Genomic DNA, 16,228 nt, shown 5'->3' on the forward strand with positions numbered 1-16,228 from the left:
TTATCCTATTAACTAGCTGCCTCTTGTGTTTTTTGAGAATGTTTTTGTGCTCTTTGAACCATCTTTTCCCAAGCAGCTATATCTTTTTTTGTTTCATATTTTACAGTTAAAAATCTAATAACATCTTCTGTGATTCTATAAATTCTCTCAAGTTCTAAAACTGTAGTTGAAGGTGCTTTGAAATAGATCACATAATAGTGGCCTCTTTCATATTTTTGAATTGGATAAGCAAGTTTTCTTACTCCAAAATCCTCATAGGCAACAATTTCGCCACCATTTTTTTCAATAACTTCTTTTATGAAGTTAAATCTTGCCTGACTCTCTTCTTCAGTTAGAGTAGGCTTTAACACAAAAAGTGTCTCGTAATGTCTCATCTTTTCTCCTTTTGGCTATTTTAGGGCATATACCCATTTATCCGAGTTGAACCCGGAAAGGCTATCTTAGACTTCTCTAAAATAGAGGCTGATGTTATCATATTAAAGCTTGAATTTTTATTAAAGATGAAAATAAATAACTTTTTCTATCAATATCTGTTTTTGTTTTAAGATAAAGTTCGCTATTTTGTAACTCTTTAAAAAGGTTTAAAAAATCTCTCTCTTTTAATTTCATTGCAAGAGCAACTCTTTGTTTTTCAATTTGTGGAGGAAGTTTATATCCAAGAACCTCTTTTGAATCAAAAAAACCGTTTATCTTTATAAATGAGTGAAACATAAAAAGCTGTTGTAAGAAATTTTCAAATCCAAGCAAAATTTTTAACTCATTTATATCTTCATATTCTAAATTTTTTAAAATTTCATTGATAGGTTTTTTTTCTAAAAGATATATATAAAATTTTTCAAGATTTAAAGGAGTAAGAGAATAAGCAAGCTCATCTATCTCTTTATTTCCAACATTTTTTGTAAGTATAGAGATTTTTTCAAGCTCTTTTTTTGCAAGTTCTAAATTTAAATCCAAAGACAAAAGAAGATGATTTATAGAAAACTCATCTATTTGAATACCTTTTTGTTTTGCAAAATTTGAAATTATCTCTTTTGCTTCATAAAGAGTTGGTTTAAAAAATCTAACAAAATCTGCTTGTTTATTTTTTGAAAAAGATTTTGATATTTTTTTTGCATCTCTTGAATAAAGTTCATATATAAAAAAGCTATTTTGATTTTTTATGCATAAATCTATAAGGATATCCATCTCTTTTTTTGCAATCTCTTTATCATGTTTTATAATCAAAAGGTTGATATCTCCAAAAAGAGAGGATTGTGAGAGATAATTTTTAGCCCCTTCAAAATTGTATTCATCAAAATAGTATATAAGTCTATTATCTTTTTGAGGATCAATAATATCAGCTATTTTTTTAGAATATTCATTTATATAATATGGCTCTTCTCCATATAAAAGAGTGGATTTTAAATTAAAGCCTTTATTTAAAAGCTCATCAAGGGCTTTTTTGTACATTTTTTTCCTTTAACATTGGACATTAGACATTAAACATTTGACATTAGGGATTAGTGTTAGGTGTAAGTTTTGAGTTTATAATTATCATTAATTTATGCCAATAACTTAATATCTAATGACTAATGACTATTTACTCATCACTAAACCTTACAATTTTACCAATAATTTTAGTGGTTGCAATATTTACATCTACTATCTCAATATAAACTTTATCAAAAAGTTCAACTCTATCTCTATCTTTTGGTAAAAATACTCTTGCTCCAAAAATCTCATCTTCAATAACTGCTATTGGTGTAGATTCAGGATCAGTAATAAGAGCAAAAAACTCTTTTCCTATATTTTCTTTTGCCCATCTTGCAAACTTTCTATCCATAAAATCCCATTCAACTTTTGCAGCTTCTCTTTCTAATTCACTAATTTTGACTGTCAATGGTTCAATATTTCTTAAAATGAAATCAACTTTTTTCTTATCGTTTTTTAAAATAGCTTTTAATAATCTATGAAGTGTTAAATCTGAATATCTTCTAATAGGCGAAGTAAAATGGGTATAAGCTTCAAAACCTAAGCCAAAATGTCCAATATTTTCAGCAGTATAGGCTGCCTGTTTTTGTGTTCTTATAAGAAGTTTATCTACATGTTTTTCTATACCTTTTTCACGAGCCTGTTTTTGTATAGATAAAAAGAGAGAGTGTATAGATTTAAACTCTTTTGCAAAAATTCCTATTGTTGCAAGTTCGTTTAAAAGCTCTTCAATTTTTTCTAAGCTTGGCTCTTCATGTGTTCTAAATATTCCATATTCAAATCTTTTAGCTGTTGCTTTATTTGCTAAAAGCATACAATCTTCTATTAATGCATGGCTTGGAGTCTCTTCTTCTAAATGTGTAGCTTTTAAATTTTGATTGCTATCTAATTCTATTCTAATTTCTGGATTTTTAAACTCAAATCCTTTTTGCAGTCTTTTTTCTCTGAGTTTTTTTGTAACCTCATATAAAGGCAATAAATATTCTAAAATCTCTTTATCTATCTCATCTATATTTTCAAACTTTCCTTCAATAAATTCATCTACTCTATCATAGCTATATTTTCTTCTAGATTTTATTATCGCATCAAAGATTTCCTCTTTTTTTGGCTCTAAATTTTCATCAAGTTCTATTTTACAAACAAAAGCTAGTCTTAAAACATCAGGTTTTAATGAACAAATTCCTTCACTTAAAGCTCTTGGAAGCATCGGAATAGATTTATGAGGAAAATAGATAGAAAATCCTCTCTCTTTTGCCTCTTGATCGATAGGACCATACATAGCAACATATTCGCTTACATCTGCAATAGCTACATATAAAATATTTTTTTCTTTATCAAAATAGACTGCATCATCATGATCTTTTGCAGTAATAGGGTCAATTGTACAAAAAGGCAGATGTGTTAAATCAACCCTTTCTGGATATAAAGATGGATCAATATAATCTGGATGTGCTTTTGCTTCAAGCTCAGCCTCAGGGCTAAAATCTTCTTTTTTATTAAATAGAGCTAAAGAGATTTTTTCATCCACTTTTGGATCATCTAAAACACCAAGTATTTCAGTTATTATTTGGTTTTCATTATCAATTTTTGCAACTGTTTGGTCTGGCAATTTTTTAAGAGATTTTTTTGTTGCTTTTACTGCTAATGGAAGAAGGGTTTTAATATTTAAGAACATCATCTTTTCTTTATCAAAAACACCAACACTAAATCTAAATGCTTTTTGAACAATAAAAACAACTTTTGCAGATGGTCTCTTTTTTGCTTGGAAGATTCTTCTTGCAATAACTAAATCGCCTTTGCTTGCTCCATTTAAATGTTCAGGCTCAATTAATAAATCTTTTGCTTTTATACCAATTTGTTCTAAAAAACCTGTTCCTTTTTTTGATATATCTATTTTTCCTACTCTATATTTGGAGCCGATTTTTAAAACTTTTCCATCATCTTTTACAATTTTTAGTTTGATAAGTTCATCAACAAGAGGCCAATCATCTCTTGCTATATCTTTTTTTAAAACTCCTTTTAAAAGTTTTATCATTAACTCTTTCATATTTTACATTTTCCTTAATTTTTATTTAATTATATCAAACATTATAGTTTTAGTCTATTTTTACCAAACTTTAGATAGAATTGGCAAAAATTTTTTAAAAGGAATTAAAATGGCATTGAATATCTATTATGATAAAGATTGCGATTTAAATATAATTAAAAGCAAAAAAGTGGCGATTATTGGTTTTGGAAGCCAAGGTCATGCTCATGCAGAAAATTTAAGAGATAGCGGTGTTGATGTAAAGATAGGCCTTTATAGAGGTGGTAGAAGCTGGAAAAAAGCTGAGGCTAAAGGGTTTGATGTATTAGATGTAAGCGATGCAGCTAAATGGGCTGATGTTGTTATGGTTTTGATTCCTGATGAGATTCAAGCTGAGGTTTATAAGGCTGATATTGAGCCATATCTTGAGGCTGGAAATGCTTTGGCATTTGGACATGGATTTAATATACATTTTGGACAAATCATTCCAAAACCTGAAATTGATGTTATTATGGTTGCTCCAAAAGCACCTGGCCATACAGTTAGAAGCGAATTTGTAAGAGGTGGCGGGATACCTGATTTGATTGCTATATATCAAGATGCAACTGGAAGTGCAAAAGATTTAGCTCTTAGTTATGCAAGTGCTATTGGTGGTGGAAGAACAGGTATAATTGAGACAACTTTCAAAGATGAGACTGAGACCGATCTTTTTGGTGAACAAGCGGTTCTTTGTGGTGGTGTTACTGCACTTGTTCAAGCTGGTTTTGAAACATTAACTGAAGCTGGATATGCACCAGAAATGGCATATTTTGAGTGTTTGCATGAGTTGAAATTGATTGTTGATTTAATGTATGAAGGTGGTATAGCGAATATGAGATACTCTATCTCAAATACTGCTGAATATGGAGATTATGTAAGTGGACCAAGAGTAATAAATGAAGAGTCTAAAAAAGCTATGAAAGAGATTTTAGCTGAGATTCAAAATGGAAAATTTGCAAAAGATTTTATCCTTGAAAGACATGCTGGATATGCAAGAATGCATGCTGAAAGAAACAGAATGAAAGAGTCTTTAATTGAAAAAACTGGCGAAAAACTAAGAGCTATGATGCCTTGGATAACAGCAAATAAAATTGTAGACCAAGAAACAAACTAACAAAGAGCTTTTGCTCTTTGTAAAGAGTATAAATTGACAAAAAGAAAAAAAAGAACTAAGAAATCTTCGAAAAAAAGTCAAAAAAAACTGCTATTTATCTTCCTTATTGCTTTAGTTGTAATAGCATCAGGTATTAGTGGATATGTTTTTTTCAAAAAAGGATATGAGAAAGGATATCAAAAAGCCTCTTTAATTGCTCAAAATAAAATCAAACAGATAAAAAAAGAGGAAAAAAAGGCTTTACAAAAGCATTTAAAAGAGTATATGTCTGAGATTAAAGATTATATGCACAACAAAATTAAAGAGACAAAAGAAAAGATTATTATTCAAAAGAAAAAATACGATAAAAAACCAAAACTTGCAATAATAATTGATGATGTTGCTTTTAAATATCAAGTTGATGAATTAAAATCTTTAAATATTCCTATAAACTTATCTTTTTTCCCGCCTAATAAAAGGCATCCAAATACTCCAATTTATGCAAAAAACTTTAAGATTTATATGATACATCTTCCTTTAGAGGCTAAAAATTTTAAGACACCAGAGCCTTTTACATTAAATATCAACTCTTCGCAAGAAGAAATAGAAAATAGAATTAGAAAAATCAGAGAGTGGTTTCCAAATGCAAAATATATAAATAATCATACTGGAAGTGCATTTACAAGTAATTATGAAGCTATGGATAGATTAATTAATGTATTAAATAGATACCAGTTTAGATTTTTAGATAGTAGAACAACTCCTGATACTAAAGTTGCAGAAGTTGAAAAAAAATATGGAATAAAATATTTAGCAAGAGATATATTTTTAGATAATGAACAAAATGTTAAATATATAAAAAATCAGCTAAAAAAAGCAGTGGCTATTGCAAAAAAAAGAGGATTTGCTATAGCTATAGGACATCCACATCCAAAAACTATAGAGGCTTTAAGAGAATCTAAAGATATTTTAAAAGATGTTAAGTTAGTATATATTAATGAGCTTGATAAGGTGAATTAGAAAACAATTATTAAGTGGAAGAGGGGCATAGCGGGATAGTAGAAAAGCGGTGAAGGAGTGAAGCGGGGAAGCTGTGAAGAGAAAAATTTACTAATTTCCAATGACTAATGTCCAATTAAATTCACAAAAGGCATAATATGCAAAAACTTTCCATTGCTGTTGGTATATCTTTGCTTTTTTTTGCATTTAGTTCTTATATTTTTGATCCAATTCAAGCAAGACTTATTGGTACAGTTGCTTTTTTAGTGGTACTTTGGACAAATGAGGGATTGCCCCTTGGTGTTGTATCTTTACTTCCAATAATTTTATTTCCAACATTAGGAATAGTTGATATAAAAACTGTTACTCCTAACTATTCAAAGTCAATAATATTTCTATTTATAGGTGGTTTTTTACTTGCTATGGCTATGCAAAAAACATTTTTACATGAAAGATTAGCAAAAAAATTGTTATCAATTTTTCCAAATACACCTAAGGGAATAATATATTCATTGGCTATAACTTCAGCAGTTTTAAGTTCATTTTTATCAAATACAACTGTAACCCTTATGATGATGCCGATTGCTCTTTTTTTAACACAAAATAAAAAGTTAAAAGTTAGATTTTTAATTGCTACTGCTTATGGAGCAAGTATAGGAGGTATTTTTACACCAATTGGTACACCACCAAATTTAATACTGCTTGGATTTTTAGAAGATATTAAATTAACATCTCCAACATTTTTAGAATGGATGATGTTAACTTTTCCTGTTGTTGCTTCTATGCTTTATATAGTTCCTTATATTTTATCAAAAAGTGTAAAAGATGAATTGCTTGAAGCAAAACTTATTGAGAAGTTTCCTCCAATGAGTAGCGATCAAAAAAAACTCTCAATAATTTTAATCTCTTTAGTTGTTTTACTTATAATAAATGCACCTATTAAACCATTTTATAATGGTTTAGGGTTAAATGAAAAGATTATTCTTTTAGCTTTTGGACTGATACTTTTTTTACCAAATATTTCTATATTAAAATGGGAAGATTTCAAAGATATGCCCTATGAGATAATTTTTCTTTTTGGTGCAGGTTTTAGTATAGCATCAGCATTTATTAAAACTGGCCTTGCATCAGCACTAGCTGGATATTTTTCATATTTTGCTAGTTTTCCATTTATTGTGATTTTATTTTTAATTGCACTTTTTGTTTCATTTTCTACAGAGATTACAAGTAATACTGCATTAACATCAATAGCCCTTCCTATTTTTTATGAATTTGCTAAAAATAGTGGATTTAATATTGAAATTACTCTTTTTATAGCTACAATTGCTGCAAGTTATGCTTTTATGTTGCCTATTGCAACACCTCCTAATGCAATTATAATGTCAAGTAGGGTCATAAAAATAAAAGAGATGGCAAAAATTGGATTTTTGATAAATTTTATAGGTGTTGCTATAGTATCTATTGTAGCAATTGTTTTTTGGAATAACTATTTTTGAGAAAAGGTGAGTGGTTGAGTAAGTTGAGTAGGGTGAGTTAGAAAGTGAGATAGTAAGAGAGTGGAATAGGGGCATAGCGGGAAAGTAGATGAGCAGTGAAAAAGTGAAGTGGGGAAGCCATGAAGTGGGATAGTGGAATAGAGTTAAGAGCTAAGATTTAAGAGTTAAGAATTAAAAATTAAATGAGTAAGTTTAGTAGTGCACTTAGTACTTAGCTCTTAATACTTAGCTCTAATTCCCAATTCCTAATGTCTAATGTCCAATGTCAAAACAAAGGCAACCTTTGAATATTATCAATAAGAATGATATAAAAGAGTTAAAAGATTTAAAATTTGAAAAGCTTTATTATATTGGAAATAAAGAGTTATTAAAAAGGCCAAAAATATCAATTGTTGGATCAAGAAAAGCATTAAACTATTCAAAAGAGTTTGCTTTTAAGATTGCAAGAGAGTTTGCAAAAAGAGGTTATGTTGTTGTAAGCGGAGCTGCTATGGGAATAGATGCAGCAGCTCATAGAGGCGCAGGCAGTGAAAATACCATCGCTGTTGTGGCAAATGGGCTTGATATAAAATATCCTGCAGTAAATAGAGAGCTTATAATAGATATTGAAAAAAATGGTCTAGTGCTTAGTCAATTTGATTATGGATTTAAGCAAACACCATGGAGTTTTGTTATTAGAAATGAGATAGTTGTAGCTTTAGGAGAGATTTTAATTGTATGTGAGGCAGAAGTGAATAGTGGTTCTATGAGAAGTGTTGAGTATGCATTAAGAATGAACAAAAATATATATGTTTTGCCTCATAGATTAAATTCAAGCAGTGGAACTAACTATCTTTTAAAAAAATCTCTTGCCAAGCCAATATATGATATTGAAGAGTTTGCAAATAGTTTTAAAAATATTGAAGAGAAAAAGGATGATTTTATTGAATATTTAAAGACCTCTCCATTATATGAAGATGCAGTTAAAAAATATAAAGAAAAAATTTTTGAAGCAGAAATCTTGGGTGAGATAGAGATAGTAAATATGAGAATTATCTATAAAGGTTAGGCTTGAGATTTTTATTTATAATTATTTTTCTTTTTTGGGGATGTGAGTATAAAAAAGAGTCTTTTAAGCCAGTAATAATAGAAAAAAATTTTTGTGTTAGTGATATAAAATCATTATCAAGAATTTATGATAAGCTTGATTATAGATTGGATAATGAAAAAATTCCTAATATTTTTATTAAAGATTTTTCAAAAATTTGGTCAAGAAAAGATGGAATCGAGTTAAAAACAAAAAAGATTATTTTCATAAAAACTATCTTACCAGCAGTTTTAAGAGCCAATGAAAAAATTAAAAAAGAGAGAGAAAAATTTCTTTCAATATATCAAAAATTTCCAAATATAAGTGATGAAGAAAAAAAATATATAGTTTTTCTTGCAGAAAAATATAGATGTAAAAATCCACAAAATATATCTTATGCAATAATGAATGAACTTAATAAAAAAATTGATACCATTCCTGTTTCCATAGCTGTAGCTCAGGCTGTAATTGAAAGTGGATGGGGTGATTCAAGATTTATAAAAGAGGGAAATGCATTTTTTGGACAGTGGATTTTTTCAAAAAATGGGATTTTGCCAAAAAAAGTAAGATATGAGTTGGGAGAGTATAGTATAAAAAGATTTGAAAGTATTGATGATTCGGTTGAAGCGTATATGCTTAATTTAAATAGGCTATTTTTTTATAAAGATTTTAGAGAGAAAAGATATCAGTTAAAAAATGACAATAAAAAAATAGATGGATTAAAATTGATAGATTATTTAAAGATGTATTCTGAAAGAAGAGAGAAATATGTAAAAGATTTAAAAAAAGTGATTATTTCAAACAGTCTTTTAAATCTTGAAAATAAAAAACTTCAAGCAAAGCCATATATATTTTTAAAATATTGTGAAAATGTTACTTTATAGTATCAAAAAAATAGATTTTAAAAATAGTGATAAATATAAATTAATATATATAAATGGCAGATTTTTTTCAAATATGGACAGTTCCAAACATTTAACATTTTTAAATATATTAAAATGGAAAATCAAAAGTTTTGATTTATTTGATTTTTCTTCACAAAAAAGTTGTCTTGAAATAGACAAAAATTTAAAATCGTTAAATGATGAAAAAGATAAAATAGTTTGGCTCACACATTCAACTATTTATATTAAAGTTAATAAAAAAGATATCTTAATTGATCCAGTATTTGAAGATTTTATCGGTTATAAAAGGTATGTAAAATCTCCATATCGATATGATGATTTTAAAAATATAGATATTGTTTTAGTTTCACATTCACATTATGATCATTGTGATAAAAGATCACTTAAAAATCTCTTTATAAAATTTAATCCTTTATTTGTATTACCAAAATTTTTAAATATATTGCCAGATAAAGTAAAAAAAGTAGATCTTTTATGGTTTGAATCTGTTAATTTTGAAAATTTTAAAATTGTTTTTCTTCCTTCTTATCACTGGCGTAGAAGAGGGCTATTTGATAAAAATCGATCACTTTGGGGAAGTTTTTTAATAGATACTGGAAAAATTACAATTTACTTTGCAGGAGATAGTGGTTACAATACCCATTTTAAAGATATTGGAGAAAATTTTAATATTGATATTGCTATTTTGCCAATTGGAGCGTATAAGCCATCTTTTATTATGAGACCTAGCCATTTAAATCCAAAAGAGGCGCTTTTGGCTTTTAAGGATTTAAATGCTAAACTATTTATTCCTGTGCATTATGGGACTTTTAAACTATCAGATGAGCCATTATGTGAACCAATTGAAGTTTTGAAAAAAATAGCTAAAGATGAAAAAATTAAAGTATTAAATCCAGGAGAAATTTTTTATTTGGAGGAAATATGGAAAAAATAGCTCTTGGAAAATATGCAAAAATGAATAGATTAAGTAGAGCAGAGGTCATAAAACTTATTGTTACTAAAAAATTAAAAAGTGAAGAGATAATCGAAAATGGAAGAAAAAAGATATATATATTGATAGATGATAGTGATTATAAAAAATATAATTCAACCAAAAAAGATATAATAAAAGAGTTTTTAAATAAAAACTTTGATTCTTTTAGTGGTGATTTAGAAGAATTGAAAAAAAGAGATTTCAAAATATTAAAAATATTTAAAGATAAGGATAACTATTTTGCTATTATCGATGTAAATGGGGAGTTGAATTTACTAAAAATTTATGAAAAAGAGGAAAAATTTTATCTTAATTTTTTAAAAAGATTTAAGTAAATGTTTCTATTTATTATCAATCTTGATTATAATCAAATTTTAGTTTAATTTTTTTAGATATTATCCCTTAAAAAAATAGGCTTTAATATGAAAAAATTTTTGATTTTATTGATTGCTCTATTTTTATATTCTCAAGATTTTACACCTAGCAAAGTATGTAAAGGTTGCCATCCTGTAATTTATAAAGAGTATAAAAACTCTATGCATTTTAAATCAACAATATTTAGAGATGAAATACATAAAAAAGTTTTTATAAAACATCCTTTATATAAAAAAAACTCTTATAAATGTGCAAAATGCCATTCTCCTACCGATAAGACTCTTTTAAAAAATATTGCCTTACATAAAAAAGCTCTTCCAGATATAAAAAGTATAGGTCAAAAAGAGGCAATTTCATGTGCCTATTGCCATAGAATAAAAAATATTGAAAAACATGCAAAAATGAATAAAAATATAATAAATGAAAAAGGTAAATATTTTTATGCGTATGATGAAAATATTAAAGGAGTAAAAAAATATAAAATAAAAAGCGGCATTTTTAATACAATAGAAGGCTCACCTTTCCATATTATAGATGGAAAAAATGAGATTTATAAAAATGGTAAGGTTTGTATGGGTTGCCATTCACATAAACAAAATTCTCATGGTTTAGAAGTATGTAAAACTGATTATGATAATAAAAGCAAAAAAAACTGTATAGATTGTCATATGCCAAAAATTTTAGGAAGTTTTGTAAACCATAAAGATACAAAAACTCATAGATATCATGGTTTTGCAGGAATTTTTAATAATCCAGAATATTTAAAAAAATATATAGAAGTTAAAGTAGTAAATAGGTCTCCTCTTATTATAAGAGTTAAAAATAAAACATCACATAATCTTTTGTTGCATCCTTTGAGAGTATTGGCTTTAAAAGTTTATATATATGAAAAAGAAAAATTAGTAAAAATTTTAGAAGAAAGATTTTTTAAACAGTTTGGAAAAGATGGTAAAAAAGCCGCAATATGGGAAGCTAACGAAGTTTTGAAAGATAATACTATTAAAGCAAATAAGACAAAAGATATAAATTTTTTAATAGATTCAAAAAACAGGAAAATAAAAATAGAGTTAGGATTTTATGTAGTCAATCCAAAAATAGCAAAAAAACTAAGACTGAATAGATTTTCAAAATTTAAGATATTAAAAATAATAGAATTATAAAAACATTACAGCCCCAGTTTAGGGCTGCTTTTAATTAGCTATTTGAATCAGCTTTTATATATTCTGGTTTAATTGTCTCTTTTTCACCATCTTCAAACCAGTATGGATTTACATATTCGCTTGCGTAACTTATTGCTGCAAATGCCAATAAAGCTAAAGTTAACTTTTTCATTTTTACTCCTTTTTTTTGAATATGAGAATTATACTCATTTTTACTTAAATAAGACTTATTTTATCCTATTTAAATTTTTAATCTATATTTTAGTAAAATTTAAAAAATTTTAAAGGAAGTAAATGAGTTTTTACAAAAAAGTTTTTACATACACTTTGGCAATACTTTTACTTATGATTGCTTGGAGGCTAATTCCTTTTTTAGAGATAGCTATAAGTGCTCAGCCTAAACCAGTTACGCCAAGAGGTGAATTAAGCCCAATTGAAAAAACAAATATAGAGATTTTTGAAAAAAGCAAAGATAGTGTTGTTTATATTTCTACATTAGAGCAAGTTGTAGATCTTTGGAGTTTAAGTGTTTTTAATATCCCAAAAGGAACAGGTAGCGGCTTTGTTTGGGATAAATTTGGTCATATTGTAACAAATTTTCATGTAATTGAAGGGGCAAGTGAGGCAAGAGTTAGGCTTAGCAATGGACAAGATTACAAGGCTATTCTAATTGGAGCCGATCCATCTCATGATTTAGCTGTTTTGAAAATAAATCCTGTCCCAGGCGTTATGAAACCTATAATTATAGGTACTTCTAAAGATTTAAAAGTAGGGCAACTTGTATATGCTATTGGAAATCCTTTTGGTCTTGATTGGACAATGACAAGTGGAATCATATCTGCTCTTGATAGAGTTATTGATGAAGAAAATGGTGCAAAAATAAAGCATGCAATTCAAACAGATGCTGCCATCAATCCTGGCAATTCTGGAGGACCTCTTCTTGATAGTGCAGGAAGAGTGATTGGAGTAAATACTGCAATTTATAGTCCAAGTGGAGCATATGCTGGCATAGGCTTTGCTATACCGATAGATTTAGTAAATAAAGTTGTATCTCAGTTAATAGCCTATGGAAGATATAAAAGGGCAGATATTGGAATAGAGAGTGATGATAGAATCAATAGACTTTTAAAAAAGAGATTTAATATAGAAGGCGTTGCAATACTTGGTATAAAACCAGGAAGTAGTGCTTATGAAGCAGGTTTAATCCCAGCAAAAATATATCCAGATGGTAGAATCATTTTTGGAGACATTATCATAGAAGCTGATGGTAAAAAGGTTGCCTCTTTAAAAGATTTAGATGAGATTTTAGAAGAAAAAAATATAGGAGATACAATTATCTTAACAGTAAAAAGAGGGGAAAAAGTTTTAAAAATATCCGTTATTTTAAAATAGAGAGATATAAAATCTCTCTATTTTAGTTTAAATTGATCTATAAATTCTTGAATATCTTCATATAGTGCTTGAAGATCCTCTTCATGCTCCACCTCATCAGCCAAAATTTGGCTTACAATATCATATGTAACTATATCTTTTCCTTGTGTGATTTCAGCAATTTTGCTATAAACATCTATAGCACACTGTTCTCCCTTAATAGCTTGTTCTAAAACTTTTAAAACATCTGGATTTGTTGGCGCTTCATAGGCACAATTTGCATATGTAAACCAATCTTTTGGATGAATCAGTGGCTCGCCTCCAAGCTGTAAAATACGATCAGCTACCATTGTTGCATGTCTTAGTTCATCTGCCGCATGTTGATTTAGCTCAGCTACTACGCCATCTTTCATAATTCCTTTTACAACTTTTGCTTCAATAAAATATTGATAATATGCAAGCCACTCATCAGCATACGCTTTATTTAATAAAGCTATAACCTCATCTGCCTCAATACCTTTTAATATACTTATCCCTTTTCTTGCCATTTTTTATCCTTTCGTTACGTCTTCACATTTTTTCTTAAAATATTCACTATCAGCTTTACAAAGTGGGCAGTTTTTAGGTGGTTTTTTTCCTCTATGCACATGACCGCACACTTCGCATACCCACTCTTCTTCCTCTTCACTATTAAAAAATCCTTCAGCTTCCAAAGCTTCTATTAACTCTCTATACTCTTTTTCATGTTCAACTTCTACTTTTCCTATAGCTTTAAGCATTCTGGCAATCTCATTTAACCCTTCCTCTTTTGCTATTTTAGCAAAGTTAGGATACATAATCTCATGTTCATATTTTTCACCCTCGGCTGCATATTCAAGATTTTTTCTTGTAGTATCAAGTTCAACATTATTAACAAGTTTGTTATAGGCTTTAAATTCAGCCATTGCATGATATTTCTCATTATCCGCTGCTTCTTGAAAAAATCTTGCAATTCTGTGATAACCCTCTTCAAATGCGATTTGAGCAAAAAACTCATATTTGTTTCTTGCCATAGATTCACCTGCAAAAGCTTTCATTAAATTTACAGCTGTAAGATTTTCTGTAATACACTCCATCTCTTCCCCACAACAAACAAGAGTTCCACCTCCAACTTTTTGCACTTCAACTTCATTTCCACATTTATTGCATCTGTATGTTTCATACTCTCTCATTTTTTTACCTTTCATAATAATATTAAAGGAAAAATTTTTTCCTTTGAGAAATTATTGCATTAATATCCTTAGAAAAAAATTAAATAAAGAAAAAAATTATCAATTAAAATAAAATATGTAAGAGAATTATTATTATTTGACAAAAAAATAAAATTAGTGTATAAGCATAAATAAATATTATTTTATAGGGGGAAATCAATGAAAGGGTTAAATTATCAAGAGCTTCTTAAAAAATATGATCTTAAAGCTACTCCGCAAAGGGTTATATTTTTAAATGAGTTAGAAAAAAATGGACATTTAAGTATCGAGGAACTTGAAGAGAAAATCAAAAAAATCATTCCTTCAGTTTCAACAGCGACAATTTATAAAAATATTAATGCAATGGTTGAAAAGGGACTATTAAGTGAAGTTAAACTTCCAAACAGTAAAAATAGATATGAAATAACAAAAGATTCCCATGCTCATTTTATATGTGAAAAATGTTCAAAAGTTGAAGATTTATATATTGATGATGAATGTTTAAAAAACAATATTGATAAAAATATAGTAATAAATGATATAGATATAGTTATAAAAGGTATATGTGAGGAGTGTAGCAAGAAAGAGCTATAGATTAAATTTTGCCACTACAGGGGCATGGTCACTTGGAGTAGGTTTTCTTCTCCTTCTTGTCCACATATCAACATCTATTGATTCACACTTTGCTGATAACTGCTTTGAGGATAAAATATAATCTATTCTCATTCCCTCATCTCTCCAAACAGCACCACTCATATAATCCCACCATGTAAATCCATGACTTTCTGGATGAAATTTTCTATAAAGATCTATTAAACCTATAGATAAAAAATCTTCAAAAGCTTCTCTTTCATCATCCATAAAACCAATAGTTCCTCTTAATATTTCTGGCTCCCACACATCAATATCTTCCCTTGCAATATTCATATCGCCAACTACACAGAAAAGATCATTTTCAAGATCAAAACTATTTTTTATATAATCTTTTAAAAATTTGTAAAATTCAAGTTTATATGTATGTTTTGGTCCTTCAATATCTCCATGAGGTGCATACACATTCATAATATCTATACCACTTATTTTTGCTCTTATAAATCTTTTTTCTTGGTCAAACTTTTCATTATTAAAGCCTTTTTGAATATTTTCAAAACCAAGTTTTGAACAGATTGCAACTCCATTATATGCTTTTTGTCCATAAACTTCACATTCATATCCTATATCATTAAAATCTTTGAAAGGAAAATTTTTCTCTTCACATTTAATCTCTTGAAAACATAAAACATCTATATCTACTTTTTCAGTTAACCATCTTATAATAAGATCTTTTCTTGCTCTAATTGAGTTGACATTAAATGTTGCTATTGTCATTTTCTTCCTTTTTTAAGCTCTCTAATATTGTTTTATTTAAATCCTCTTTTTTATAATTTTTATCCTCTTCTTTTTTTGAAGGTTTCCTAAATTCTAAATATGTTCCCATAAGTCCCACAATTAAAATAAAAACAAATATTAAAATTTTACTTAAATCACCCTCTTTTAATTCCATTATTTTAAGTCCTTTAAAAGTTTTGGGTATATAAAAGATTTTAAGACCATTTCATCGAGATTTTCTCCAGATAGTTCAATAACAGAAGATTTTTTTACATCAATATTTATATATTTGCAACCAAGGATATTTGATACAATTTGTGAGATATCTGGTTCATGCCCAACAAGAGCAATATTTTCATAATCAATATATTCTTGTAACAAAATATTTATATCTATATAGGATGCTCCGGGATTTAACAGTTTTGATGTAGTAAAGATTGAGTTTGGATAATATTGACTTAAAATTTCAGCTGTTTCATAGGCTCTTTTTGCTTTTGAGGATATTATAATATCTATATCAAAAATTTTAGGAAGTTTACTAAAAAACTCTTTGCTAACTTTTATGCCTTTTTCACTTAGAGGTCTCAATAGATCATCATCACTCCACTCATCTCTTTTTAATGCTTTTGCATGTCTAATAAAAAGAAGTTTCATAATA

The 16,228-nt window shown here is 28.1% G+C and carries 19 protein-coding genes; 10 read left to right on the plus strand and 9 right to left on the minus strand.

Going from position 1 to position 16,228, the window contains the following annotated elements:
- Window positions 1–8: 8 nt before the first annotated feature.
- From rpsF to QML81_RS06505, 3 genes are all read right to left on the minus strand, one after another.
- A complete protein-coding gene (gene rpsF / locus QML81_RS06495; RefSeq protein WP_281950609.1) occupies window positions 9–374 on the minus strand; it encodes a 30S ribosomal protein S6 in 366 nt (121 codons plus the stop codon).
- Window positions 375–471: 97 nt separating this feature from the next.
- Window positions 472–1,449, minus strand: coding sequence for a DNA polymerase III subunit delta (holA, locus tag QML81_RS06500; RefSeq protein ID WP_281950610.1), 978 nt, complete (start codon window positions 1,447–1,449; stop codon window positions 472–474).
- Between the two features lie 130 nt (window positions 1,450–1,579).
- Complete coding sequence (locus QML81_RS06505; RefSeq protein WP_281950611.1) at window positions 1,580–3,517, minus strand: ribonuclease R family protein; 1,938 nt, start codon at window positions 3,515–3,517, stop codon at window positions 1,580–1,582.
- Between the two features lie 109 nt (window positions 3,518–3,626).
- On the opposite strand from QML81_RS06505, the gene ilvC reads away from it, so the two are divergent.
- The 8 genes from ilvC to QML81_RS06545 all read left to right on the plus strand — a co-directional run bounded on the left by ilvC (window position 3,627) and on the right by QML81_RS06545 (window position 11,602).
- Window positions 3,627–4,649 (plus strand): ketol-acid reductoisomerase, encoded by a 1,023-nt coding sequence (ilvC, locus tag QML81_RS06510; protein ID WP_281950612.1) that lies wholly within the window; start codon window positions 3,627–3,629, stop codon window positions 4,647–4,649.
- A 33-nt stretch (window positions 4,650–4,682) separates the two neighbouring features.
- Window positions 4,683–5,648, plus strand: a complete 966-nt coding sequence (locus QML81_RS06515; protein ID WP_281950613.1) for a divergent polysaccharide deacetylase family protein — start codon at window positions 4,683–4,685, stop codon at window positions 5,646–5,648.
- 137 nt (window positions 5,649–5,785) lie between these two features.
- The gene (locus QML81_RS06520) at window positions 5,786–7,123 is read left to right on the plus strand and encodes an SLC13 family permease (protein WP_281950614.1); all 1,338 of its coding nucleotides are present in this window, start codon (window positions 5,786–5,788) and stop codon (window positions 7,121–7,123) included.
- A 283-nt stretch (window positions 7,124–7,406) separates the two neighbouring features.
- On the plus strand, window positions 7,407–8,171 hold the full coding sequence (locus tag QML81_RS06525) for a DNA-processing protein DprA (protein ID WP_281950615.1): 765 nt from the start codon (window positions 7,407–7,409) through the stop codon (window positions 8,169–8,171).
- A gap of 2 nt (window positions 8,172–8,173) precedes the next feature.
- A complete protein-coding gene (locus QML81_RS06530; protein ID WP_281950616.1) occupies window positions 8,174–9,073 on the plus strand; it encodes a glucosaminidase domain-containing protein in 900 nt (299 codons plus the stop codon).
- The gene (locus QML81_RS06535; protein ID WP_281950617.1) at window positions 9,060–10,028 is read left to right on the plus strand and encodes an MBL fold metallo-hydrolase; all 969 of its coding nucleotides are present in this window, start codon (window positions 9,060–9,062) and stop codon (window positions 10,026–10,028) included. The genes QML81_RS06530 and QML81_RS06535 overlap by 14 nt, the downstream gene beginning before the upstream one ends.
- Window positions 10,016–10,402, plus strand: a complete 387-nt coding sequence (locus QML81_RS06540; protein ID WP_281950618.1) for a hypothetical protein — start codon at window positions 10,016–10,018, stop codon at window positions 10,400–10,402. The genes QML81_RS06535 and QML81_RS06540 overlap by 13 nt, the downstream gene beginning before the upstream one ends.
- 87 nt (window positions 10,403–10,489) lie before the next feature.
- Window positions 10,490–11,602 (plus strand): multiheme c-type cytochrome, encoded by a 1,113-nt coding sequence (locus QML81_RS06545; protein WP_281950619.1) that lies wholly within the window; start codon window positions 10,490–10,492, stop codon window positions 11,600–11,602.
- Window positions 11,603–11,636: 34 nt separating this feature from the next.
- Here QML81_RS06545 and QML81_RS06550 read toward each other — a convergent pair whose 3' ends face one another.
- Window positions 11,637–11,774, minus strand: coding sequence for a hypothetical protein (locus QML81_RS06550; RefSeq protein ID WP_281950620.1), 138 nt, complete (start codon window positions 11,772–11,774; stop codon window positions 11,637–11,639).
- A 122-nt stretch (window positions 11,775–11,896) separates the two neighbouring features.
- Between QML81_RS06550 and QML81_RS06555 the strand changes: the two genes are divergently transcribed.
- Window positions 11,897–12,994 carry a S1C family serine protease gene (locus QML81_RS06555; protein WP_281950621.1) on the plus strand — a complete coding sequence of 366 codons (1,098 nt, stop codon included), beginning with the start codon at window positions 11,897–11,899 and terminating at the stop codon, window positions 12,992–12,994.
- Window positions 12,995–13,011: 17 nt separating this feature from the next.
- Here QML81_RS06555 and QML81_RS06560 read toward each other — a convergent pair whose 3' ends face one another.
- Both QML81_RS06560 and QML81_RS06565 read right to left on the minus strand, forming a co-directional pair.
- On the minus strand, window positions 13,012–13,521 hold the full coding sequence (locus QML81_RS06560) for a ferritin-like domain-containing protein (RefSeq protein WP_281950622.1): 510 nt from the start codon (window positions 13,519–13,521) through the stop codon (window positions 13,012–13,014).
- A gap of 3 nt (window positions 13,522–13,524) precedes the next feature.
- Window positions 13,525–14,184: a ferritin family protein gene (locus QML81_RS06565; RefSeq protein WP_281950623.1), complete on the minus strand. Its 660-nt coding sequence runs from the start codon at window positions 14,182–14,184 to the stop codon at window positions 13,525–13,527.
- Between the two features lie 198 nt (window positions 14,185–14,382).
- On the opposite strand from QML81_RS06565, the gene QML81_RS06570 reads away from it, so the two are divergent.
- Complete coding sequence (locus QML81_RS06570; protein WP_281950624.1) at window positions 14,383–14,796, plus strand: Fur family transcriptional regulator; 414 nt, start codon at window positions 14,383–14,385, stop codon at window positions 14,794–14,796.
- Here the strand turns inward: QML81_RS06570 and xth are convergent.
- Genes xth through QML81_RS06585 form a run of 3 tightly spaced genes read right to left on the minus strand, consistent with a single transcriptional unit; the run spans window position 14,791 to window position 16,224 of the window.
- Window positions 14,791–15,570 (minus strand): exodeoxyribonuclease III, encoded by a 780-nt coding sequence (gene xth / locus QML81_RS06575; RefSeq protein WP_281950625.1) that lies wholly within the window; start codon window positions 15,568–15,570, stop codon window positions 14,791–14,793. The two genes, QML81_RS06570 and xth, sit on opposite strands and share 6 nt — an antisense overlap.
- Entirely contained in the window at window positions 15,551–15,745 is a 195-nt protein-coding gene (locus tag QML81_RS06580) for a hypothetical protein (RefSeq protein ID WP_281950626.1), read from the minus strand. The genes xth and QML81_RS06580 overlap by 20 nt, the downstream gene beginning before the upstream one ends.
- Window positions 15,745–16,224: a SixA phosphatase family protein gene (locus QML81_RS06585; RefSeq protein ID WP_281950627.1), complete on the minus strand. Its 480-nt coding sequence runs from the start codon at window positions 16,222–16,224 to the stop codon at window positions 15,745–15,747. Before QML81_RS06585 ends, QML81_RS06580 begins: the two co-directional genes overlap by 1 nt.
- Window positions 16,225–16,228: the final 4 nt, after the last annotated feature.

Origin of the sequence: Nitrosophilus kaiyonis (genome assembly GCF_027943725.1) — a bacterium.
GTDB classification, from domain to species: domain Bacteria; phylum Campylobacterota; class Campylobacteria; order Campylobacterales; family Nitratiruptoraceae; genus Nitrosophilus_A; species Nitrosophilus_A kaiyonis.